Origin of the sequence: Thiocapsa sp., assembly GCF_018399035.1 — a bacterium.
In the GTDB taxonomy this organism is placed as follows: Bacteria; Pseudomonadota; Gammaproteobacteria; order Chromatiales; family Chromatiaceae; genus Thiocapsa.
On record NZ_CP073760.1, the window covers coordinates 2002280 to 2023933 of the forward strand.

19 protein-coding genes and 1 pseudogene are annotated in these 21654 nt (G+C 62.7%); 8 read left to right on the forward strand and 12 right to left on the reverse strand.

The features are described from left to right. Window positions 1-2: 2 nt before the first annotated feature. Window positions 3-3341, reverse strand: a complete 3339-nt coding sequence (locus tag KFB96_RS09055) for an EAL domain-containing protein (protein ID WP_213462165.1) — start codon at window positions 3339-3341, stop codon at window positions 3-5. A gap of 366 nt (window positions 3342-3707) precedes the next feature. On the opposite strand from KFB96_RS09055, the gene KFB96_RS09060 reads away from it, so the two are divergent. The 4 genes from KFB96_RS09060 to KFB96_RS09075 all read left to right on the forward strand — a co-directional run bounded on the left by KFB96_RS09060 (window position 3708) and on the right by KFB96_RS09075 (window position 8122). Further along, window positions 3708-4748: a cytochrome c3 family protein gene (locus KFB96_RS09060; RefSeq protein WP_213462163.1), complete on the forward strand. Its 1041-nt coding sequence runs from the start codon at window positions 3708-3710 to the stop codon at window positions 4746-4748. Beyond that, on the forward strand, window positions 4748-5413 hold the full coding sequence (locus KFB96_RS09065; RefSeq protein ID WP_213462161.1) for a cytochrome b/b6 domain-containing protein: 666 nt from the start codon (window positions 4748-4750) through the stop codon (window positions 5411-5413). Before KFB96_RS09060 ends, KFB96_RS09065 begins: the two co-directional genes overlap by 1 nt. Continuing rightward, a complete protein-coding gene (locus KFB96_RS09070; RefSeq protein WP_213462159.1) occupies window positions 5410-7602 on the forward strand; it encodes a nitrite reductase in 2193 nt (730 codons plus the stop codon). The genes KFB96_RS09065 and KFB96_RS09070 overlap by 4 nt, the downstream gene beginning before the upstream one ends. Window positions 7603-7672: 70 nt before the next feature. Further along, window positions 7673-8122 carry a coiled-coil domain-containing protein gene (locus KFB96_RS09075; protein ID WP_213462157.1) on the forward strand — a complete coding sequence of 150 codons (450 nt, stop codon included), beginning with the start codon at window positions 7673-7675 and terminating at the stop codon, window positions 8120-8122. 39 nt (window positions 8123-8161) lie between these two features. On the opposite strand, the gene KFB96_RS09080 is transcribed toward KFB96_RS09075, so the two are convergent. The 5 genes and pseudogenes from KFB96_RS09080 to KFB96_RS09100 form a co-directional block, all read right to left on the reverse strand. Then, window positions 8162-8980, reverse strand: coding sequence for an arsenite methyltransferase (locus tag KFB96_RS09080; RefSeq protein ID WP_213462155.1), 819 nt, complete (start codon window positions 8978-8980; stop codon window positions 8162-8164). Between the two features lie 149 nt (window positions 8981-9129). Next, on the reverse strand, window positions 9130-9675 hold the full coding sequence (locus KFB96_RS09085) for a DUF1415 domain-containing protein (RefSeq protein WP_213462154.1): 546 nt from the start codon (window positions 9673-9675) through the stop codon (window positions 9130-9132). Window positions 9676-9977: 302 nt separating this feature from the next. Further along, window positions 9978-10148: a hypothetical protein gene (locus KFB96_RS09090; RefSeq protein WP_213462153.1), complete on the reverse strand. Its 171-nt coding sequence runs from the start codon at window positions 10146-10148 to the stop codon at window positions 9978-9980. A gap of 65 nt (window positions 10149-10213) precedes the next feature. Then, entirely contained in the window at window positions 10214-11671 is a 1458-nt protein-coding gene (locus tag KFB96_RS09095) for an FAD-dependent oxidoreductase (RefSeq protein ID WP_213462152.1), read from the reverse strand. A 90-nt stretch (window positions 11672-11761) separates the two neighbouring features. Then, window positions 11762-12184, reverse strand: a pseudogene (locus tag KFB96_RS09100) (sodium-independent anion transporter); the annotation flags it as partial. 399 nt (window positions 12185-12583) lie between these two features. On the opposite strand from KFB96_RS09100, the gene KFB96_RS09105 reads away from it, so the two are divergent. Beyond that, entirely contained in the window at window positions 12584-14311 is a 1728-nt protein-coding gene (locus KFB96_RS09105) for a potassium/proton antiporter (RefSeq protein ID WP_213462151.1), read from the forward strand. A 170-nt stretch (window positions 14312-14481) separates the two neighbouring features. Here the strand turns inward: KFB96_RS09105 and KFB96_RS09110 are convergent, their stop codons facing one another. Next, entirely contained in the window at window positions 14482-14745 is a 264-nt protein-coding gene (locus KFB96_RS09110; RefSeq protein WP_213462150.1) for a ferredoxin, read from the reverse strand. A gap of 182 nt (window positions 14746-14927) precedes the next feature. On the opposite strand from KFB96_RS09110, the gene KFB96_RS09115 reads away from it, so the two are divergent. Together KFB96_RS09115 and KFB96_RS09120 are read left to right on the forward strand one after the other, a co-directional pair. Continuing rightward, complete coding sequence (locus KFB96_RS09115; RefSeq protein ID WP_213462149.1) at window positions 14928-15413, forward strand: hypothetical protein; 486 nt, start codon at window positions 14928-14930, stop codon at window positions 15411-15413. Between the two features lie 210 nt (window positions 15414-15623). Beyond that, on the forward strand, window positions 15624-17027 hold the full coding sequence (locus KFB96_RS09120) for a ribonucleotide-diphosphate reductase subunit beta (RefSeq protein ID WP_213462147.1): 1404 nt from the start codon (window positions 15624-15626) through the stop codon (window positions 17025-17027). Here KFB96_RS09120 and KFB96_RS09125 read toward each other — a convergent pair. Both KFB96_RS09125 and KFB96_RS26610 read right to left on the reverse strand, forming a co-directional pair. After that, window positions 16987-17529 (reverse strand): hypothetical protein, encoded by a 543-nt coding sequence (locus tag KFB96_RS09125; protein ID WP_300971444.1) that lies wholly within the window; start codon window positions 17527-17529, stop codon window positions 16987-16989. The genes KFB96_RS09120 and KFB96_RS09125 overlap by 41 nt on opposite strands. Before the next feature lie 5 nt (window positions 17530-17534). Next, window positions 17535-18845: a Zn-binding domain-containing protein gene (locus KFB96_RS26610; RefSeq protein ID WP_300971445.1), complete on the reverse strand. Its 1311-nt coding sequence runs from the start codon at window positions 18843-18845 to the stop codon at window positions 17535-17537. Between KFB96_RS26610 and KFB96_RS09135 the strand changes: the two genes are divergently transcribed. Beyond that, entirely contained in the window at window positions 18829-19047 is a 219-nt protein-coding gene (locus KFB96_RS09135; protein ID WP_213462145.1) for a hypothetical protein, read from the forward strand. The genes KFB96_RS26610 and KFB96_RS09135 overlap by 17 nt on opposite strands. Here the strand turns inward: KFB96_RS09135 and KFB96_RS09140 are convergent. The 3 genes from KFB96_RS09140 to KFB96_RS09150 form a co-directional block, all read right to left on the reverse strand. Then, on the reverse strand, window positions 19020-19595 hold the full coding sequence (locus tag KFB96_RS09140; RefSeq protein ID WP_213462143.1) for a Uma2 family endonuclease: 576 nt from the start codon (window positions 19593-19595) through the stop codon (window positions 19020-19022). The two genes, KFB96_RS09135 and KFB96_RS09140, sit on opposite strands and share 28 nt — an antisense overlap. A gap of 157 nt (window positions 19596-19752) precedes the next feature. After that, window positions 19753-20421, reverse strand: a complete 669-nt coding sequence (locus tag KFB96_RS09145; protein ID WP_300971447.1) for a Fic family protein — start codon at window positions 20419-20421, stop codon at window positions 19753-19755. 582 nt (window positions 20422-21003) lie between these two features. Further along, window positions 21004-21501 (reverse strand): hypothetical protein, encoded by a 498-nt coding sequence (locus KFB96_RS09150; RefSeq protein ID WP_300971448.1) that lies wholly within the window; start codon window positions 21499-21501, stop codon window positions 21004-21006. Window positions 21502-21654: the final 153 nt, after the last annotated feature.

A 21654-nucleotide genomic window follows, 5' to 3' on the forward strand; every position in this document is an offset into this window, starting at 1 on the left:
ATTCAGCCATCCGACGAACCGCCCCAGCGTGCGCGTAGGTCCGATGCCGGCATCGGTCGGCCGTACAGATAACCCTGCCCGATGTCACATCCTTCCCGGCGCAGAAAGGCATCCTGCACCTCGCGTTCGACGCCTTCGGCGATGACCTCCAGACCCAGACTCTTTCCGAGCCCGATAATCGCACGCGCAATCATGCCGCCGTCCTCGGCGGCATCCAGGTCTTGAACGAAAGAGGCATCGATCTTGAGACGATTCAGGGGTAATTGCCGGATATAACCCAACGAGGAATAGCCGGTCCCGAAATCATCGACGGCAATCGCGATGCCCAAAGCACGCAGCCCCCGCAATACGATGATCGCCCGCTCGGCCCTATGCATGATCATGGACTCGGTCAACTCGAGCTCAAGCCGAGCCGGCGCCAGTCCGGTTTCCTCCAGGATAGCGCCCACCTGGCCCACCAGCGAGTCACGACCCAGTTGCTGCGCAGAGAGGTTGACGGCCACCCGCGGTACCGACAGGCCGGACGCGTCCCAATCGATCATCTGAGTACAGGCGGCACGCAGAACCCAGACGCCGATCTCGTCGATGATACCCATCTCCTCCGCAACCGCGATGAAACACCCCGGAGCCAGCAGTCCCTGCTCGGGATGCTGCCAACGAACCAGCGCCTCGACACCCGCGAGTCGACCGGTCGAAAGCTGAACCTGGGGCTGGTAGTGGACCAACAACTCGCCTCGGCGCACCGCCGCGCGAAGGTCGTTCTCGAGCCTAAGGCGATCGAATGCACTCGCGGTCAAGTCGGGCTCGAAGTACTGGTAGGTGTTGCGGCCGATCTCCTTGGCCTTATACATGGCCGTATCGGCGTGCCGCAGGAGGTCGTCGGCGGTGTCGCCGTTCGAAGGAAACAGGCTGATGCCGATGCTCGCGGTGACGTAGAGCTTGCGGTCGTCCAGTGTGAGCGGTTCTGCAAAGAGGCCCAGCAGGCTTGCGGCGACCACACCGGCACGACGCTCGCTGCCGTCGTCTTCCAACAAGACGACGAATTCGTCCCCGCCGAGGCGCCCCAGGGTATCGCCGCCGCGAATGCGAGAGGCTAAACGCAGCGCGACCTGCTGCAGAAGGAGATCGCCCGCGGGGTGCCCCAAGGTCTCGTTGATGGTCTTGAAGCGGTCCAAATCGACCAGCAGAACAGCCAACGGGGAGCGCGCCCGCACGGCGCGCGCGACGGCATGCTCCAGACGGTCTCTCAAGAGTCCCCGGTTCGGCAGACCCGTGAGAGCATCGTGGTGAGTCAAAAAGTCAAGCTGCGACTCGGATTCCCGGAGAGCCGAGATATCGGCGAACACCGCGACGTAGTTCGTCAAGGTTCCCACGTCGTCGTAGACGCTCGCGATCGTCATCCACTCCGGATAAATTTCTCCATTCTTACGCTTATTCCAAAGCTCGCCGCACCACCGTCCCACAGACCCGAGACTGGCCCACATCCCTTCGTAAAAGGCCCGGTCGTGGCGCCCGGATTGAAGAATCCTCGGATTCCGCCCGAGCACCTCGGCCTCGCTGTATCCGGTAATCTCGGTGAAGGCGCGATTCACCGAGACGATGTTGCCGTCCGGGTCCGCAACGGTGACGCCTTCGGCTGAGTTTTCGAACGCGCGAGCTGACTGCCGCAGTCGGTCCTCGGCCTCGCGGCGCTCCGTCATATCGCGGGTCGTAGCGACCAATGTCGGCGCGCCGTCAGCCTCGGCACGACGCTGTCGAGAGGTCGTCTCGACCCAGATATAGGTTCCGTCCGCCCGACGAAGCCGATACCGAAGCGTCGGCAGCGGTGCCGAAACACCCGTCTCGAGCCCGGCGCGCTGTTGCGCCGCGAGCATGGCGTGGTCCTCCGGGTGGATGAAGTCATAGGCACTTCTACCTAAGAGCACCTCCGAACCGATGCCGAGCAGCGTCCGGCACGCCGGCGACACATAGAGATAACGCGACTCGACATCGTGCACCGAGATCATGTCGGTCGCATGGTCCGCCAACAAGCGATAATGGCGTTCGCTCTCGGCGAGGGCGGCTTCGCTCGCAACGTGCTCCAGGGTGTAGGACACGTCCATCGCCAGCTCTTCCAAGAGCCCGTTCACCTGCGGATCGAAGAAATCCGCATCGCGCGCGTAAAAGACGATGACACCAACCACCTTGGCTTGCTGTCGTAGCGGAAAGGATGCGCAGCAGCCGATGTCCGTAACGGACGATCCGCCGCCTGCATGCGGAGTCTTGTCACGGAGCCGACATTCCGCACATCGGTCGGCCTCGCCATGCGTCCCCGCTACCAACTCGTGAAGCAGCGCCTCGGTAACCGCCTCCGCGATCGGCACCCCCGCGAGACAACCCGGGTCCATGCCGTGGCGGCCCAGCAGCGACAGGCGATCTGCTCCGGGCTCGAACCCATATACGGCGCAGGCCGCCAGTCCACCATGCTCGACAGCGATCCGGGCGATCTGCATCGAGAATGCGGCGGGATCATGCATGCGAACCATGGCGCGGTTGGATTGGCTCAGGGTGTTGTACAAACGCGACAGACGGTCCGCACTGCACTCCGCTGCATGGCGTGCCGTAACATCTCGGTTGACACCGCGGCGACCCGAATAGGTGCCGTCGTGATCAAAGACGGCCTGGCACTGGTGCTCGACCCAGCGCGTCTTTCCCGACGGGTCAATCAGCCGCAACCGCATGATCGCATGGGGTCTGTTGGCAGGGGGATAGGTATCGGCGAGGTGACGATCCCATGCCATGCGATCGTCCGGATGCAGCAAACCCCGGAAAAGACCGGGGTCGGCAAGAAATGCCTCGGGAGAAAAGCCGGTCAGCGCCTGACAAGCCGGGGAAACGTAGCGATAGTGTCCATCCGGCCCCGTCCAGTAATCCCAATCCAACGAGTAGTCCGCAAGGATGCGATAGCGACGCTCGCTCGCCGCCAACGCCCGATGTGCGACCTGGATCGCCTCGGCACTCGCCTCGAGGATCATGCCGGAGCGCTCGATCACCAGCGCGGCAAGCGGCAAGCTCGAAAAAAAGGCGCTCGAACGACCGACAGCCACTTCGGCAATCGCTTGAGACTCGCGCAGCTCCGCGTTCTGCACCTCGAGCTCAGCCTGATAGATCCGAAGCTCTTCGATCAACTTGGCCGGGTCAAAATCCGCCTCCGCAAGTCCCGCGTCGAGCGGGTCACACGGCAATGCGCTATCCGGGCAGGGTCGCGAAGATGACGTCGGCTCGACACCACCGACGTCCGAGTCGCCGGCACGGGGCTTGCGGCTCGCGAGGGGAACCTTGACCATAGCGACCTTGACCATAGCGTTATGCTCCTTGCGCTTCCGACGAGACGATGCCACTGGTCCAACAGGCACCTTGACACCGGAGTTTAGACGAGTCGCTGCGGTGAAACGAGATCGGCTACGTAAAATTACGCGTCGTTATTTCACATCAAGACCAATTTGCACCGCACTTGGCCGAACGCCGCCCGGCGGCTCTGGAATCGGGTTTCCGCTGCGCGTAGGATCCGGGTCAATCGCATCTCTCGCTCCGCCACGAGATCTCGCGTTTCCGCCCCACATCGGGAACGGGACATCAACGCGCGCTCGACGGCAAACTGCGGGTTATTCGAGCTTCATTGCGCGTTGGCGACGAGTCCAAGCGCACCGCCTCAAACAGGACGTGAAATGAAAGCATCACGCGATCGGGTCATCCAAGGTATCGGCCAAGTCCGCCCCGACGATGACAACCCGAAACGGATGGCTCGGCCGGCAAGGCCGTGGGCGCAACTGCTGCTCGGCCTCTCCGTCGGACTCTTGGCCTCGAGCGCAATTGCCGACAGGATCGAGGCGCCGCTTCCCGACACCGCCGACAAGGTGATCGACATCCAGCTCGCCGAGGCTGCGGCGGATCGACACGCCTGTCTGCGCTGCCATGCCATGCCCACCCTTGCCTATCGAAACCCCGAGAACGGCGACATCGTCGATCTGTCGATCGATCGCGAGGGGCTCGCGCACTCGGTCCACGGCGAGCTGGCCTGCATCGACTGTCATCGCCGCAGCTATCGACGCTATCCGCATCCGGACCGCCCCGCTCCGGGCGATCTGGACTGTATCGGCTGTCACGAGGACGACGAGCAAAAGCTGAGCCGAGGGTGGGTCGACATCGATGCCGAGTTCAAGCGCAGCGTCCACGCGGTCTCGGACTCGCCGAAGGCCGCGGACTTCAGTTGCCACTCCTGTCACGATCCCCATCGCTTCCGACCGGCCGCGGTCGGGGAGCCGATCGCGCAGATCGTGCGGAACCACAACGGGGTCTGCCTGTCTTGCCATGAGAGGCTGATCGCACCATCCAGCACGAGCCATGACTGGCTGCCGAACCGCGACGCCCACTGGGGCTCGGTGCGGTGCGTCGACTGCCACACACCCGTCGCACTCTTCGCGAACCACGAGATTCTGCCGGCCGAGGACAGCGCGAAGAATTGCGTGAGCTGTCACTCCGCCGACGCACAACTCCTCGCGCGGCTGTATCATTTTCGATCGGAGGAAGATATCGCTCGCAGCGGTTTACTCGCCAAGGCCGTCTTCAACGAGGCCTATGTGGTCGGAATGAGCAAGAGTCCGACGCTCGACCGACTCAGCTTAATCATTTTGGGTCTGACGGTCTTGCTGCTGGCCGCTCACGGCGTCGGTCGCTATCTCGCCCGCCGGGCGAACAGGAGGGCATGATGACATCGCTGTATCTCTATCCGGTGTGGCTGCGGCTCTGGCACTGGATGAACGCCCTCTTGTTCCTGACCTTGATCGTCTCCGGGGTCAGCATGCATTACGCCGGGGCCGATGGGTTGATGCCCTTCGCCACTGCGCGGGTCGTGCACAATACCGCAGGGATTCTGCTGACCATCACCTGGATCGGCTTCGTCGTCGTGAATGCCGGGAGCGCCAATGCGCGCCACTATCGTATCCGGTTTCGCACACTCATCGGGGATTTGATCGCCCAAACGCGCTACTACGTGATCGGTATCTTTCGGCTCGAGCCACATCCATTCCACGTCACCGAGGCCATGAAGTTCAACACGCTTCAACAACTCAGCTATTTGGGCGTGATGTACGGCCTGATGCCGATCCTCATCCTCAGCGGTTGGGCCTTTCTCTATTCGGTTTATCTGCCGGAGACCCTGTTCGGCTTCGGCAGCGTTTGGGTCGTCGCCATGACCCATGTCGTCGTCAGCTATCTCCTGGCCCTGTTCCTCCTGGTGCACATCTACATCATCACCACCGGCGAGACGGTCTTTGCGAATCTCCGCGCCATGATCACCGGTTGGCATCGCGAAACCGACCCGCCCCCTGCCGAGACTCCGACCCCGGCTCCGGCCACGCGTGAGACGCCATGAACGCATTCGCCAAAACCCTGCTGACACCCAAGAACGCACGTCGGCTTCTCATCACGGTCGCGGTGGGACTGCTCGTCTTGTTCGTACTCTACAAGGTGGTCTATCCAATCGTTTTCGACGCCTACGTGGGTAAGTCAAATGCGCCTTTGACCTACGCCAACAGTCAGCCGATCACGCAGGACGAGCTGGAAGCGATGGCGACCGAGTTCTCGCTGAGCGCGCGCCGCGCGGCCGCCGAGGCGATCGTCGGCCACGATGAGAATGCCTTCGCCCGGCGGGTGAAGGTCGAGATGCTCATGAACACGCAGTCCTTCATGCGCGAGCACGAGCCGACGCATATCAAATACTTCCGTGATGCCAACATCCTGCAGTACGAAGGACCCAAGACCTGCCTGCAGTGTCATGCCACCATCCAAGTCCAGCATCACGACGGGCGCACCTCCGAGGTCGACACGCTCGACGACATCGTCAACTCGGTTCATTTCAAGTTCCAGAGCGATGCCGGAGGCGGCTTCTCGACCTATGGCTACGACGGACGCCAAGTGAACGCCGAGGGCAGCCGTCCGATCCCGGTCGGCAAGATCAATCGGGCCTGCGGCATCCCCGGCAGCTTCTCCTGGACCGGCTGGGCCGCGCTGGTGGAGAGTCGACCCGAATCGGCGCATGGCGAGGTCGCGTTACGCAGCGAAGGCTGCGGCCAATGCCATATCGGCGGGAACTATCAGCCGGCGACCGAGAAGATGATGCCGATCGGCGACGTTCCCGATGTTGCTAAAGAGGGCATCGACTGTCTGATCTGTCATTCCACCGAATACGACATGAACCAGCGGTATGTGATCCGCGATGATGTCGGATTGCGCTGGAATCAGGATCGGACGATGCGCGCCGCTCTCACCGTGGGGCGCTCGACGACCAAGAGCTGTCTGAACTGCCATCAGCACAACATGGGCGGGGATGCCTATCTGCACAACGAGGCCGCAAAAGCGCTCGGCGACAAGCACCAGCGCCTGCTTCATACCGGCGCCAAGCGGGGCAACCCCTTCAGCCCGCACGACGACGTGCATGCCGCGGCGGATCTGCAATGCACCGACTGTCATGTCCCGGAGGGACACAAGATCCCGCGCGGCCGGATGGGTGTCGATCTCGTCGCCAACGACCTGCCGGATGTCGAGGTGTCGTGCGTCACCTGTCACAGCATCGCACCGCACAACCGCTCCGAGCACAAGGCATTGCTCAACGGGCATCTGGATCGGATCGCCTGCGAGACCTGTCATATCAGGGAGCTTCAGGACAACAACGTCGTGCTCCGCGATTGGGTTCACCCGACCTGGGATGCGGAAGAAGGCATCTTCACACCCACCGACATCTATCGCTCCGGCAAGGTCAACAAGGGGTTTACCTTCCTCTGGTTCAACGGCAACGGAACCTTCCTGGCGAACGCCTTGGGCGCCAACCCCAACGGCTCGACCGAGTACGACCCGCTGATGCAGCAACTGGCCCGGATCGATGACCCGGAGATCGTCGCCGCGGTCCGCGAGAAAGCGATCGAGCTGAACAAGACCTATCCGGATATCGACGTGGACGCCTATGTCGAAGCCGCGACCGACCCGCTCTCGCAGCTCACGCCCGAGCAATTGGAGGAGCGGCGCCGGATGCTCGATCAGAACCTGCGTGCGCACATGAACGACGGTGAAAGCCGCATCTATCCTTTCAAGCTCTTCAACGCCATGATGTATGAGGACATGGGAAATCAAGGCCCGTTCGGTGCCATGATCCTGCCGTTCGATTACGCGACCTATTACGAGACGGGAGACACCGCCGCGTCCGTCAAGCAGGCGATCCGCGATCCCATCGTACGGCGCATGTACCAGGAGCCGTTCAAGCGCTATATGATGGACGAGTTCATGGCCTATTTCGGGGTCAGCGGTGGATGGAATACCGATTATCCGCTGATCGACGGCCAGCTTAAGAACGTCGAGCCGAAGTGGATGCGACAGATGGGCTCGCTCATGGTCAATCACGGCATTCAGCCCGTAGGCCGCGACTGCGTCGAATGTCATGCGCCGAGCGGCATCCTGAATTACCGTGCCTTGGGCTATTCGGAGGAGCGTGCGGCGGAGCTCGAGAACCTCGACATCGTCGAGAATCTACGCCCCGCGGCAAGCCTCTCCGCGACGGACGGCGGCTAGTTCGCCTCCCCGGCCGACCCGATCCTGGAGATCGGGCCGGCCCCGGATCACCCGACATCGGAAGCAGCGCATGGGACTCGCACTGAGACTCTATGAAAGCCTGACCGAGGCGCCCGACGACACGACGCGCTTTCGGCTCATCGTCGATACCATCGATGCCTTGGAGCAACAGTGGCCGCGAGGCGGCGATGTCGCCCTTCGGTCGGATGTCCGCGAATCCGAGCTGCGGCTCCAAAAGGAAATCGAGCAGGTCCGAAGCGAGCTCAAGAAAGACATTGCCGAGCTTCGTGCGGACATGCACAAGGAGATCGCCCGGCTAAGGGGCGAGGTTCAGAAAGACATCGCCGAGCTACGGGGCGAGGTCCAGAAGGACATCGCCGAGCTTCGTCACGAGGTCCAGAAGGATATTGCCAACGTTCATGCCGCGATCGAGCGCACCAAGGTCGATCTGCTGAAGTGGATTGTTCCGCTGATGCTGGGCCAGGTTGCCGCGCTTGCGGCATTGGTCAAGCTCCTCTGAGAAGGCTGCGCGGGGCCGCCACACTCGCGCCGATCGAGATCAACCGGGTTTGATCGCCTCGATACTCGCCGAGACCAGATAGTCCGTGACCGGCGTTCCAGGGGCCCAGTCCCGAATAAAGTCCCTGCTCTCGTCCTTGGGCGACACGCGCACCTGCTCGAATCCCGCACCCTGCAGCATCTGCTCGAGCGCATCGATCCCGGCCGCCCCGGCCATGCACCCCGTATAGAGCGACAGGTCCGACCTGAGATCGTCCGGCAGCTCGGCGGTCGCGACGATATCCGAGATGGCCAGTCGCCCGCCCGGCTTGAGCACCCGAAATGCCTCCGCGAAGACACGGTCTTTGTCGGGCGACAGGTTGATCACGCAGTTCGAGATGATGACGTCGACCAATCCATCCGCCAGCGGCAGGTTCTCGATCTCGCCGAGTCGAAACTCGACGTTGCGATGCCCGACCGCATCGGCGTGCACATCCGCGTTGCTGCGCGCCTTGGCCAGCATCTCCGGTGTCATGTCGACGCCGATAACACGACCGGTCTCGCCGACTTGCCGGGAGGCGAGGAAACAATCGAATCCGGCGCCGCTGCCCAGATCCAACACCGTCTCGCCCGGCTGCAGCGCAGCGATCGCTTGGGGATTGCCGCAACCCAAGCCGAGATCCGCACCCTCGGGTACGCCGGCGGTCTCGGCCGCGCTGTACCCGAGCAGGGTCGATTGGATCGACACAGGCCCGCAACAATTATCCGCAGAGGACGGGGCACAGCAATCCGCCCCCTCGCCCGCCGTGGCTGCCCGTGCCGTCGCCCCGTAGCGATCGCGCACCGCCTGGCGAAGACTCTCTTGCTCGCTACTCTTCATTCGGACCTCCCGTAGGGTCATGCCGTGAACGAACATCGTGCGTCGAAGTGACGCTGAACGTAAACGCATCCATCGTCGACTTCCGCTTCACCCTGTTGCAGCCGGATCCCACATCCCGGGACGACAACACCATTGGTTCTGCACGAAATCTAAAAACAGGCTTCCCTCAGCGCCTTCATATAGTCAAGTCCCTTCTCGCGGGCGAATGTGATGTTCCTTTCAGGGATACCATCCGGATCAGGATATCGGTCCAGCACATTGTCCATGCTCTCTTCGCGGAGCAGGTGCAACATCGGATAGAGCGATCTGTTCGTATAGTTTGCAGGATCATCGTCGGGCGCATCGGCAAAGCGATAATCGGGATGGAATCCGGCAACCTGATACTGACCTTCATAGCCTTCCGCTTCCAAAAGATCTTCCGCTATTTCGACCAAGCCCAGATAATCGTCGAAATCCGGGAATGCACCGGGCAGGATCAGCAGCGTTGTCTCGATCGAAGGATTCGCATCGAGGCGACGGCACTCCTCGAGAAATGCCTGAAGACAGGCTTGCGTATCGGATTCGCTTTCGACCCGATAGTGTATTGTGCCGCGATTGAATTCTTTCGCCGCAAAGGGACAGATGCGACATCCGATCACGACCTCGGAGATCCATTTTTTGGTCTGCGCGATCACGTCTTCCGATTCAACGATCATCTATCGAGCTCATTCCGGCACCTGATTAGAAAGAATCTTCCGCCATGCTCAAGGAATGAGCCACCGATCGGCCAGACTGCCCCGGGCTGACATCGGTCGCGCCGTTGGCGCTCGACACACACTGCCGCACCGAACGCGGCTAGCCACTCTCGCCTGCGCGACGCACATCATGGGACCTGACGGCGAGGAGCTGACCCGCATCAAGGTCCGCTGAAACGCGTCTCGCGGACGTTTGATGGGGTCGGGGTGAGCTCGGCCTCGACGCAACATGCAAGGAGCTCGTGACATCCGCTCCGCGGTCTCTACACCTTATGCACCTTATGCGCCTTCATCATCAGCTTCAGGATCTTCACATTGATGATGATGAAGCGGATAAGCTGCCATACGAGCGATGTCCGCATATACCGCGTAAACCGTGTCGGCACGGGCGGATAATAGGCTTGCTGATAGGGTTCTCGATTCTTCGCGCCCATGGCTTCGTCTCTCGGATATCTGATGGCGGGTGTCTGATGGCAGACGTCGAATGTCTGCAGGCGAATCAATCGGGCAGAAGCGACCAACCGGGTCGCAGCTTGGCCTGATAGATGAATACATGGTGCAGGATGTATTTCATCCAATGCCCCGCCAATCCGACCTCGCCGAAGGTGAGATCCATATCCCGGCCGTATTCGGGATAGGTGTCGTAGTCCGGCACAACGGGGAAGACCGTCATGGTGGCCGCTGTCCCTTTGAAGATGTCGGACCCGGTCGAGGCGACACAGGCCGCGCCGATCTCGGCCAAGGACGCGGTGTGGGTCGGCCCCGCGGCACCCTGGATCATGTCGCGGATACTCATCGCCACGGCCTTGCCGATCGCGGCCGACGGCATCCCGGTGCGCGGCGGTGTCGGGTTGATCGGGGTGCCGTTGGTGCTCTTCATCGGCTTGCTGATGAGATGCGGCGGCGCGAATGCGATCCCGACGGCGAAGACGTTCTTGTAGCCGGGTGTCTGATAGGTCTTCGGCCAATCCCCCGGACCCCAATCCTCGTAAGGCTTCACGGCATAATCCGCATCCACCTTCATAAAGCCGTTGGGCGCGAAGATCTGCGGCGTGATGTCGGCGCCGGACTTGTCGAAGGCCTGCAAAGGCACGCCGGCGAACGGCGGGATCAGCATGGCGAAATCGAAGTCCATCTCATGGAAGCTGCCGTCGAGAAGCTCGTAGTGGATCTTGCCCGGCTCCACCTTCGTCACGTGCGCACGCGTGACCCAGCCGATTCCGCGCTCGACCATCATGGATTCGGCGAAGACCTTGCCGTTCGTGACATAGCCGCCGCGTTTGATATGCACGCCGCCCATCCCGAAGTCGCCCAGCTCGTATTCGTTGCTGATCCACATGAGCTTCGCCTTGTCGCGAACACCGGCCTCGCGCAGGCTGTGGTCGATGTTGTAGATATACTCGAATGCGGCCCCTTGGCAGGTGCACATGCCATGACCGGTGCCGACGACGAAGGTCTTGGTCGCACCCCCCTTCATGGCGGCGATCATTTCCTGCAGATGCGCATTCGCCTCCAAGGCATGCGACGGGGTGCAGACCGAGAGACTGTGTCCGCCCTCCGGGCCGAGACCCGGGGTCGCGCCGAAATTCAGCTTGGGGCCGGTGGCGTTGACCAGATAGTCGTACTCGAGCGCCTCGGTCTGCCCGACGCGGGCCGGGTCCGTATACTCGAGCGTCACGTAAGGCGATGTCCGATCCGCACCGCCCTCGGGATGGATGGAAACGGCCCGCGCCTGACGAAAGTCGACACCGAGCTTCTTGTAAATGGGCGCAAGCGGAAAGGTCACCTGCTTCTCCGTCATCTCGCCGACGCCGACCCAGATGTTGGACGGGATCCAGTTCCACTTCGGGTTCGGCGAGACGACGGTGATGGGGTGCGCTCTACCGAGCCATTTGCCGAGATATCGCGCAACCGTGTGCCCGGAAATGCCGGCTCCGAGGATAAGGATTCGTGCCATCTGTTGAGTCTCGCGGTTGGATGCAGTGGCCAGACGCTAACAAGTCGCTCGGCGCCTGACAAAGACATGGATCAATGGATTCGATATCCGTCAGGGACTCGCCGGCCGCTCGGACCGACCCGCCCCGCATTCGGTGAAGATCGGCTGCGGACAGGTCGCACAGACGGATTTGTCAAGCTTCTGGTAGATCGCGCGAATCGCCGCGTTCTTGGCCTGAAAGACATTTCGCCCGCCGGTCGCGTCGATGCATCCGCAGCGTTCGAGCGCCTCCCAGAGTCCGGCTTTGACGTTGATGAGATACCGCCCCCCGCCTTCGGTCCGGCGGCGCTTGGCCTCGCGCGCCAGCGTCTCGCCGCCCTGCAGATCGACAAAGTTGATGCCGTCGGCGAGGATCGCCAGATGCTTCTGTCCCGGATACATCGCACGGAGCCGATCGAAGGCGTTCTCGACATGCGCGACCGAGCCGAAGAAGAGCGAGCCGTCGATCCGCATGATATGCATCGGTGGCTTGCGACACCGGGCTCCGAACGCCCCGAAACCGGTCGCGCAAGCCATATCCGCAGCAGCACCGGTCTTTGGTACGATCGACCTGTGCTCGCGCGCGTCGCCGAGGTCTGGTACAACCCTGCCTGTAGGCTGCGGCATCTGATTCCGCCTCACCGAACCCCGCGGCCTTACCTGCGCCGGATGCTCGGCGGCATCCTCGCGACACCCCCGAGCGGTTCGACCCGAGGCTGACGACCCGATCAATTCCCGAAGTAGACTGATGGTCGCCATCCCCGGCAACAATCAGCACACATCCATGTGCCGACGAAGACGCTGATCTGATCAGCCATTCCCTAGCCTGCCGCGTCAGCAGACTCACGCAACGCTTGAAGCCGCGCAGGCAAACCGCTTTGGACGAGAGACCCGATGGACCTGACCAACCAAATCATCCTGGTCGTCTCGCTGGTGCTCTTTGCGAGCATCCTGGCGAGCGTCGTGACCAGCCGGTTCGGCGTACCCCTGCTGTTGGTCTTCCTGTTCATCGGGATGCTGCTCGGCGAGGAGGGGCCCGGCGGGATCCAGTTCGACGACGTCCAGATGGCGCACCTGTTCGGCAGCTTGGCGCTGGCGATCATCCTCTTCGACGGCGGACTGGTGACACCGTTTCGGAACTTTCGCGTCGGGCTCAAGCCCGCGGTCGGTCTCGCCACGGTCGGCGTCCTGATCACCGCGTGCGTGACGGGGCTCTTTGCGGCCTGGTGGCTCGGCCTGCACTGGATGGAGGGGCTGTTGCTGGGTGCGATCGTCGGCTCGACCGATGCGGCGGCGGTGTTTTCCTTGCTGCGCTCCCAGGGGCTCGAGCTCAAGCAGCGGGTCGGCGCCACGCTCGAGATCGAGTCGGGCAGCAACGACCCCATGGCCATCTTTCTGACGATCGTGCTGATCGAGCTGATCATCAGCGGCAGCGACGATATCGGTCTGGTGCTGCTGTTGGAATTTGTACGCCAGATGGGGCTCGGTGCACTGTTCGGGATCCTCGGCGGCTTGGGTCTGGTGCGGCTGATCAATCGCCTGGAGATGTCACCCGGGCTTTACCCCTTGGCGGTCATGGCCGGCGGCTTGAGCATCTTCGGGATCACCTCGGTGCTGCAGGGCAGCGGTTTCCTGGCCATCTATCTCGCCGGCCTGGTCGTCGGCAATCGACCCCTGCAGTCGAGTCAGTACATCAAGCGCTTCCACGACGGCATCGCCCGACTGTCGCAGATCGGGATGTTTCTGATGCTCGGGCTGCTGGTGACGCCCTCGGAGCTGTTGCCGGTCGCGTTGGATGCCTTGTTGTTCGCCGCCGTCCTGACCCTGTTCGCCCGCCCGATCGCGGTCTGGCTGTGCCTGCTGCCCTTCCGGTTTCCCTGGCGCGAGCAGGTCTTCGTCGGCTGGGTCGGGCTGCGCGGGGCCGTGCCCATCATCCTGGCGCTCTTCCCGCTGCTGGCCGGCATGGATCAGGCGTCGATGTACTTCAACATCGTCTTCTTCGTGGTGCTGGTGTCGCTGCTGATCCAGGGGTGGACGGTCGCCTCCTCCGCCCGACGGCTGGGACTGGAGGTGCCGCCGACGAGTCATCAGGTGCAGCGTGTCGAGCTGGATATCCCCGGTCAGCGCGAGCTCGAGCTGGTCGGCTATCGTCTGGCGAAAGACACGCCCGTCGTGGTCGAGCGGCGTGGCGCCTTGCGGCTCCCCAAGGGCGCGCGCATCGTGGCGGTTCTGCGCGGGAAACACCTGGTCGATGCCTTCGAGCTGTCCGATCTGAAGCCCGAAGACTATCTGTATCTGATCGCGGATCCGGCCGATCTTGCGGAGCTCGATCGGCTCTTCGTCGCAAGCGCGGCCCCCGAGCGCTTGTCGGAACAGGCGTTTTTCGGCGAGTTCGTACTCAACGGCGAGGCGCAGGTCGGCGCTCTGGCGGCCGCCTATGGGCTGGATCTACCCGCGTCGGACCATGCCCTGACCTTGGACGCATTCATCCGACGCGACCTGCACACGGCTCACCCGGTGGTCGGCGACAGGCTCCAAATCGAGTCGGTCGATCTGGTGGTCCGCGAGGTCGAAGGCGACCGCATCCTGAAGGTCGGCTTGAAACTGATGCGCAGCGGATGAGTCAAGCCGGATTCGGCCGGGAGAAGCAGCGCGAACCCCGGACTTGGAGTGGGGGAGATGAGTTTCGCTGCGCTCTGCCCATCCGACGTGTTGGGATGGTTGTTGCATCGGCCGGAAGGCGCTTCGCGCCGGCCCAAACCGCGGCTCACGGCATCCGGCGCCGCGCGACCTCACCAATCGGTCGATGCACTCAGTGCGGCCCTGGCCTCCTCGCTCGGAAACAGCACCACTCCCGCCTCGTCGATCAGCGAGATCGCCAGGGTGGGACAACCCTCTGCAGCGGCACGCATGATGTGCTCGTCCCCGAGCCCGCCCGTCGGCAGTGCCTTGAGGTCGTCCCCGATATCGTGCTCTTTGAATGCTTGAGGGCAGGAGACCCAACAGGTGCCGCAGCCGATGCAGGCGACGTCGATAACCTCGATTTTACTGATCATAAGTGCGAGCAATCCGTATTCAGATTCGTTGGGCGGCCCGAGCCGCGCGCGTCGGGCAGAAAGATTACGCCGCGCGCCGTCATGGCGCAATGATGCGGACATCGACGCCAGCCTGACGAATCACGCCCGTGGGTGTACCTTACGCGGTCCCCAAGATTCAGGCGACACGCAGGAGACACTTCATGTCCGACGCCCCGTTCGAGCTCGTCGATGCCAAAGACAGCTTCATCGACAGCGACTGGTTCCACCATTGCCGCGAGACGCGCACCCCCTTCGTCGTGGTGCGCAGCGGCGAGCACTCGGCGGATGTGCTCTGGGATTACATCACCTTGCCGCCCGAGTGCGACGCCGGGTTGCGCGAGAACCTGTCCGCGTTGGAGCGGGACGCCCGTGCCATCTTCGATCGCTACGCCATTCCCGAGTCTTATCTCCGGGTCAAAGCGACCCTCATCGGCTTCGATCGCCTGCCTTTCGATCGCGCCAAGAGTGCCGCGGCGGATCTCTACCACCTGATCGCCGCCTACCTTCCGGTCGCCGAGGCCGAGGGCGCCCCTGCGGACGGAACGGGGCAGGAGCGGCACACGCAAACCGATGCGCACAGCGCCCCTGCAGCGTCGGCCCCGCTCCGACTCTGGGTCGAAGCGGCCAGCACCGTGTCCGCGGCCTGAGATCCTCCTGCGCGGGCCAACACAACATAAGGGATTAAGCTGACAGATCGCCCACAATATCTTGTGTCCAGGCACTGGACATCCGTGACGAAAGCCCTAAACTCCCGAGTTACGCGCCGACCAGACCGACCACCGACATTTTGGCTGACGGCCCTCGGCAACCGATCGCACGCCGAAGCCGTCAACCGAATCCCATCGAGGAGACACACGATGCTGAACTGGGACGATCCACTCGCCACGACCGGACCCACCACCCGCGCCCCCCGGGGGACCTTTGTCGTTGATCCGACCGACTCCGCCGAGGATTGGTCCGCCGACCCGACACCCGACACACAGACGACGAGCGCACCCCGACCAACCCTCGAGACTGCGCATGTGCGCCCCGGCCAGGGCCTGGTCAGCAATGCCGACCTCATGGCGACCGCCGGTGCCGCACCCGTGGTCGACCCCAACCCCTTCCCGGCATCCGCCGCGCATCAGAGCGAGCTGCCGATCGGCGACACCCTGCTGCCCGCCGAGCCGCGGATGCAGACGCAGCACCCGGACGACGGCATCGTCGGCGGGGCGACCGGTCTCGAGTCACTCGAGATGGGCGCAGGGCGGGTGCGTGTCGACGACAAGAAGATCATCAATTGTCACGCCGATCTCAACCAGCTCGTCCCCTTCAAATACGAGTGGGCCTGGCAGAAGTATCTCGACGCCTGCGCCAACCACTGGATGCCGCAAGAGATCAACATGAACGCGGATATCGCGCTCTGGAAGGATCCCAACGGCCTGACCGACGACGAGCGCACCATCATCAAGCGCAATCTCGGATTCTTCTCCACGGCAGACTCGCTCGTCGCCAACAACCTGGTGCTCGCCGTCTATCGCCACATCTCCAACCCCGAGTGCCGTCAGTATCTGCTGCGTCAATCCTTCGAGGAGGCGCTGCACACCCACGCCTATCAGTACGTGGTCGAGAGCCTGGGCCTGGATGAAGGCGAGATCTTCAACATGTACCGCGAGGTCCCCTCGGTCGCACGCAAGGCCGAATGGGCCCTGCCCTACACCCAGCACCTGGCCGACCCGCACTTCAAGACCGGCACGCCCGAGAACGATCGCAAGCTGCTGCGCGAGCTGGTCGCCTTCTACGTCATCTTCGAAGGCATCTTCTTCTATGTCGGTTTCGTCCAGATCCTGAGCATGGGCCGGCGCAACAAGATGACCGGCACCGCCGAGCAGTTTCAATACATCCTGCGCGACGAATCCATGCACATGAACTTCGGCATCGACGTGATCAACCAGATCAAGATCGAAAACCCGCATCTGTGGAGCCCGGAATTCAAGCAAGAGCTGGTCACCATGATCCGCGATGCGGTCACCATGGAATCGCGCTACGCCCACGACACCATGCCGCGCGGCGTGCTCGGACTCAACGCGCCCATGTTCGAGGAGTATCTCCAGTTCATCGCCAATCGGCGTTGCGCCCAAATCGGCCTGCCCGAGCAGTACCCGGGCGCATCCAATCCCTTCCCCTGGATGTCCGAGGTGCTCGATCTCAAGAAGGAGAAGAACTTCTTCGAGACGCGGGTCACGGAGTATCAGACGGGGGGTGCGTTGAATTGGGATTAAAGCGCGGGCGAACCCGTCGTAGGGACAACCTGACACTCAGATTATGGGGAGTTAAAGTCAGATCGGAGCGAGCTATTTCCAGATTTGGTGACGATTGAACAGCTATTCCTGGATTTGCTGCCGGCGGGACGTCGCGCTGCGCCTCGCCGATCAGGTCGTAGAGGGCTTGGTCAATCCGTCGTGCAGGGATCTGATTGGCGGGGGTTGGGCCGGACCAGAGAAGCTCGATCTCCTCATCGGCCTGCCAACTACGATCGGCGGCATCTGTCGTCCGGAGAGACCAGCTCAGCGCTTCCCAAGACATCTGCGTCGAAGCCAGATCGAGGACCCGGTCCATGCGGTAGGCGAGATCCGCGTTATTGGTTCCCGGCAGTCGCTGCCGCACAAGATCCAGGGTCGCCGAAGCCGGCAACGCACGAAGCGTTTCGCACGTCGCGGTCAGCCACCCCTCTGGCGCCTTTCGCACCAAGTTTTCGACGGCAGTGCAGAGGTCGTCGGACATGGCCATCAATCGAAGAACGCCGTTCCGCGTGCCGAGAAGGTGTTCACGAGGACCGAGCGATCCAGGTACCGATTCCCGCGCTCGCAGGAGGTCTCCGGAGCGAACCGACAGGCATGGCAGCAGGCGCCCTGGATGCCCCGACCCAGCATGTCCGGGCGGTGGTCGGCGCAGAGCGGATCGGACGCGCACAGACGCATGCTTTCCAGAGCCTGTTGCAGATGGCGGCCGAGCGTCAGCGGTTCACCCAGCTCGACCAGGCCGCCGAGGGTGCCTTCGCTGTCGGCGGCGGCGGTGTAGAGCAGGATGCCTGCCATGGGGCCGCCGTCCTCGTTCGGTTGGCGGGAATAAAGACGTTCACGGATGCTCGCCGCGCTGTAGCCGCAATCCAGCACGATCTGGCGCATCAGGGCGTGGGCCAGCGAGTGCAGCAACACCAGCCGGATGCCGGGGAAGCCCTCTTCCGGCGGGAAGCGGACCGGCAAGACCGAGGGCGCCCGACTGCCGACGCTCTTCAGACAGCCCTGATGGACGTATTGCGTGCGATCCGGTCGATAGGGATCCTGGATCAACTTGAACACCCCGGACTCGACCGTCGCCAGGGTATTGCAGAGCGGGCAACGCATCCAGCGCGGGAAGGGCGCCACCGGCACCCCGACGGCGGGTGCGGCGGGGTCTTTGTCCATGCTGTCCTGCTTGATCGGCGGCAGGTACAGCCGGCCCATCTGGGCGCCGAGTCGCTTCTGCACCGCAGCCACCAAACGGTCTTCCTCGATCTCCTTGCAGCAGCGGATATCCCAATCGTCGAGGCCCAGCACGATCACCGACAGATTCGGCAGGTCGACCAAGGCACCGACGCCGAAGGTAAAGATCAACTGGCTGGGGCGCAGCTCGCCAAGCTCATTCATCCGTTGTTCCTCGATCGACCCGCAGTCCGGTGGAGCGCTGGTCCAAGACCAGAGCGACGGTCCCTTCCACGCGAAGAGCATCTGGGTTTCGCCCTTCCAGGGCATCTGCGCGAACTTGTCGACCGTGGCGATCAGCAGCGCCGGCGGACGGCGGTAGATCTCCTCGTCAACCACCATCACCGGCAACCCCTCCTTGGGCGCCTTGGCTTCACTGAAGTCGCAGCGCCCCAGGTTGTCGCCACAGTAGGTGACGCAGCGGCCGATGTCGCTGGGCGCCTCGTAGACACGCAGGTGCTGCTCGCGAATCTCGCTGCCGCACCAGGGACAGGAGGTGATCTGACGCGGGCTCCCGGTGGCCGATGGCCGACCGCCCACACTGCGCTGGCGCAGGGCATTGGCCGCCGCGCTCAAGGTATTGGGTGTCGTCTTGTTCCCGATCCAGCATGCCGACCAGATAACGCTGATAGACGTGGTCTTCGTACTGATTCAGTTCCTCCTCTGGGCCGCCGGCGGGGCCGAGCAGGTCGCGGACGACCATGTCGGTCAGCTCATCGCGCAGGTCGGAGGGGGCGGGGGCGGCGAAGGTCATGGCTGCACCGGCACGCGCTCGTAGACGTCCGCCACCAGCAGACGACCATTCACCGAGACCAGCTCGATCATGTCATCGAGACCCCGATACTCGCTCAACAGCCAGTGATTGAGATCCTGACGGCGGTAATGCTCCACCCGACACTCGGCCTGAGCCACCAGCAGATAGTCCTGCAACGAGGACAGATTTCGGTAATGCGCGAACTTGGCTCCGCGATCGTAACGCTCGCTGGAATCCGACAGCACCTCGATGATCAAGACTGGATTGAGCAGCGTATCGACCTCGGCATCCTCGAATCGAAGCTCCGCGCAGGCGGCCACGATATCCGGATAGGTGTACATCCCGGTCTCGCTCACCTTCACCCGCATGTCGTTGTTGTAGACCTCGCAGGGGGTCCCACGCAGTTGGCTATGCAGACTGGCGGCGATATTGAGGCACACCAGGTTATGTTCCCGGCTCGCCCCGGTCATGGCGAAAATCTCGCCGTCGAAGAATTCGTGGCGGGTTTCCTGTTGGCGTTCCCAGGTCAGATAGTCCTGCGGTGTGAGGCGTGGTTGCGGTTGTGTCGGCATGGCCTTCAGGTCCCGGTAGGTGAAAGTCGAACAAGTGCGGCGTGTGTCCTCATGGGTGACTCCGGAAAAGTCTTGCCTCGAACCTGTCGATGCGATCGACATCTAGCCCGAATCGGTCGATGCTTTCCATTTTTATCGACACGTTCTCTCGACTCACTCAGGCCGTCAACAACCGAAACAAGGCGTCATTGATGTAGTACAGCTCCCGTCCGATCCGCTGGGCGCGCAGCAGACCCAGGGATTCGAGGGTCTGGAGGTAGACGGACGCCGTCTGGCGCTTGGCGATGCCGCGCTCCTCCAGGAAGCGGATCTTGCAGTAGGGGTGCATGAAGATGACCTCGATCAGATCCTTGCTGTAGATCTTCGGGGCCTGTTCGGACACCCGTGCCCGGGCTTGGGTCATCAGGTCCAGAATACCCAGCACCCGCTCCTGGGTCTGGCGGGCGGTGGTCTCCACGGCGTCCAGCAGGTAGGTCACCCAGGTCTGCCAGTCGCCGGCCTCGGTCACCCGGCGCAGCCCGGCGTAGTAGGCGCTCTTGTGGTGGATGATGTAGTGGGAGAGATAGAGCACCGGCAGCTCCAGCAGCCCCTGGTCCACCAGATAGAGGATGTTGAGGATGCGCCCGGTACGGCCGTTGCCGTCGACGAACGGGTGGATGGCCTCGAACTGATAGTGCAGCACCGCCAGCTTGATCAGCGGGTCGGTCCCGTCCTGCGCGTGCAGGTAGCGCTCCAGATTGGCCAGCTTGTCGCGGATCACCGCCTCGCCCTCGGGCGGGGTATAGATCACCTCGCCCCGGCTGTTGGCGATCTTGGTCCCCGGCACCCCGCATCCCGCACGAGCGCGAAGTCCGGACGCAGGGTCTCGCCCAACTCGGGCATGTTGGCTTCCAGACCCGCGGACAGGGTCTGGCCCTCCGCGAGTTGGCCGGATCAGCTAGGAGATAGGCCGTTTCGTCGGACTCGGCACTCATGTCGTTACCCACATTTTTAGAATCCTCTCACGGAGGCACGGAGACACGCCCCGACACGCCAATTGTGCCTTGCGCATACGATCGGCCGGAAGGGACGCCGGCGGTCGTCGCGAAGCGACGACATCCCCGGGATAGACGACTTGCAGTCGTCCTCTTCCGCCGCCCCGACCGCCCTCGGGATCGATTTCAACGCGACGCACTCGGGAACCGCGCTGAACGCGCTTCGGCCGGTTGTGCGGCGAGGCCCACCGGTCGTTCCTTTGCCGGAAACGGCCTTGACCTTAGAGCAGTGGGCGACTGAAGTCGCCCCCACATGCCGGTATATCCGTTCCCGGAAAAAAACTGAAGTATCTGTTTCTTATTTATCTTTCCTTGCATCTCAGTGTCTCCGTGAGAGAAATTCTCTCTTTCGAGAGATGGGTCAAGGTATGGGCTCAGTGACCACTCCGGGTGATCCGGAGCATCGCCCGGCGCGGGATGAGCCAGGTGACGGCGACCGGAAAGATGCGTGCACTGGGGTTCGCGAAGCGGGCGCGGATATGGTCGGACTCGCGCTGGATCTCGTCCGGGATCTCTTTGAGACGGCGACGCAGTGCCGCGAGGTCGCGCTCGCGCTGCTGCTGGCCGGGCTCGTCGTCGCCCAGATCGAGCAGGAGCTGGGGGCCGTCCTTGCGGTCCAGCTCGGCCTGGATGGCACGGTGCAGCTCGGTCATCACGGTCTTGAGCTTGTTCGCTTCCTTCTCGGCCAGCTCGTCGAGGTTTTTCTCCAGGTTCTTGGTGCGCTCGACTCGGCGGGCTTCCAGCGCGGCCAGCAGGGCGTCGCGGTGCCTGGGCCAGAGGGCCTGGAAGCGTTCCTCGATGGCCGGCGGCGCGGGGGTATCGGTCGCTGCGGCGAGCGCGGCCTTGGTGTCACCGACGTTGAGACGGCTCAAATCTGAAAATAGCTTTTCCGTCAGGTTCCCGCATAATCAGTCATAGAATCTAGAAATAGCCCCCTGATCTGGCAGCAAATCTGAACATAGGCCGCCGACGAGACTGAATCAGCGTGAGGATTTTTCTGGTATATCATTGGTTTTTATGATGTT

What these genes read in the sequence shown, in the direction of transcription:
- KFB96_RS09055 (WP_213462165.1), bottom strand. Translation starts at nt 3,341, where the DNA reads ATGGTCAAGGTCGCTATGGTCAAGGTTCCCCTCGCGAGCCGCAAGCCC.
- KFB96_RS09060 (WP_213462163.1), top strand. Translation starts at nt 3,708, where the DNA reads ATGAAAGCATCACGCGATCGGGTCATCCAAGGTATCGGCCAAGTCCGC.
- KFB96_RS09065 (WP_213462161.1), top strand. Translation starts at nt 4,748, where the DNA reads ATGACATCGCTGTATCTCTATCCGGTGTGGCTGCGGCTCTGGCACTGG.
- KFB96_RS09070 (WP_213462159.1), top strand. Translation starts at nt 5,410, where the DNA reads ATGAACGCATTCGCCAAAACCCTGCTGACACCCAAGAACGCACGTCGG.
- KFB96_RS09075 (WP_213462157.1), top strand. Translation starts at nt 7,673, where the DNA reads ATGGGACTCGCACTGAGACTCTATGAAAGCCTGACCGAGGCGCCCGAC.
- KFB96_RS09080 (WP_213462155.1), bottom strand. Translation starts at nt 8,980, where the DNA reads ATGAAGAGTAGCGAGCAAGAGAGTCTTCGCCAGGCGGTGCGCGATCGC.
- KFB96_RS09085 (WP_213462154.1), bottom strand. Translation starts at nt 9,675, where the DNA reads ATGATCGTTGAATCGGAAGACGTGATCGCGCAGACCAAAAAATGGATC.
- KFB96_RS09090 (WP_213462153.1), bottom strand. Translation starts at nt 10,148, where the DNA reads ATGGGCGCGAAGAATCGAGAACCCTATCAGCAAGCCTATTATCCGCCC.
- KFB96_RS09095 (WP_213462152.1), bottom strand. Translation starts at nt 11,671, where the DNA reads ATGGCACGAATCCTTATCCTCGGAGCCGGCATTTCCGGGCACACGGTT.
- KFB96_RS09105 (WP_213462151.1), top strand. Translation starts at nt 12,584, where the DNA reads ATGGACCTGACCAACCAAATCATCCTGGTCGTCTCGCTGGTGCTCTTT.
- KFB96_RS09110 (WP_213462150.1), bottom strand. Translation starts at nt 14,745, where the DNA reads ATGATCAGTAAAATCGAGGTTATCGACGTCGCCTGCATCGGCTGCGGC.
- KFB96_RS09115 (WP_213462149.1), top strand. Translation starts at nt 14,928, where the DNA reads ATGTCCGACGCCCCGTTCGAGCTCGTCGATGCCAAAGACAGCTTCATC.
- KFB96_RS09120 (WP_213462147.1), top strand. Translation starts at nt 15,624, where the DNA reads ATGCTGAACTGGGACGATCCACTCGCCACGACCGGACCCACCACCCGC.
- KFB96_RS09125 (WP_300971444.1), bottom strand. Translation starts at nt 17,529, where the DNA reads ATGTCCGACGACCTCTGCACTGCCGTCGAAAACTTGGTGCGAAAGGCG.
- KFB96_RS09140 (WP_213462143.1), bottom strand. Translation starts at nt 19,595, where the DNA reads ATGCCGACACAACCGCAACCACGCCTCACACCGCAGGACTATCTGACC.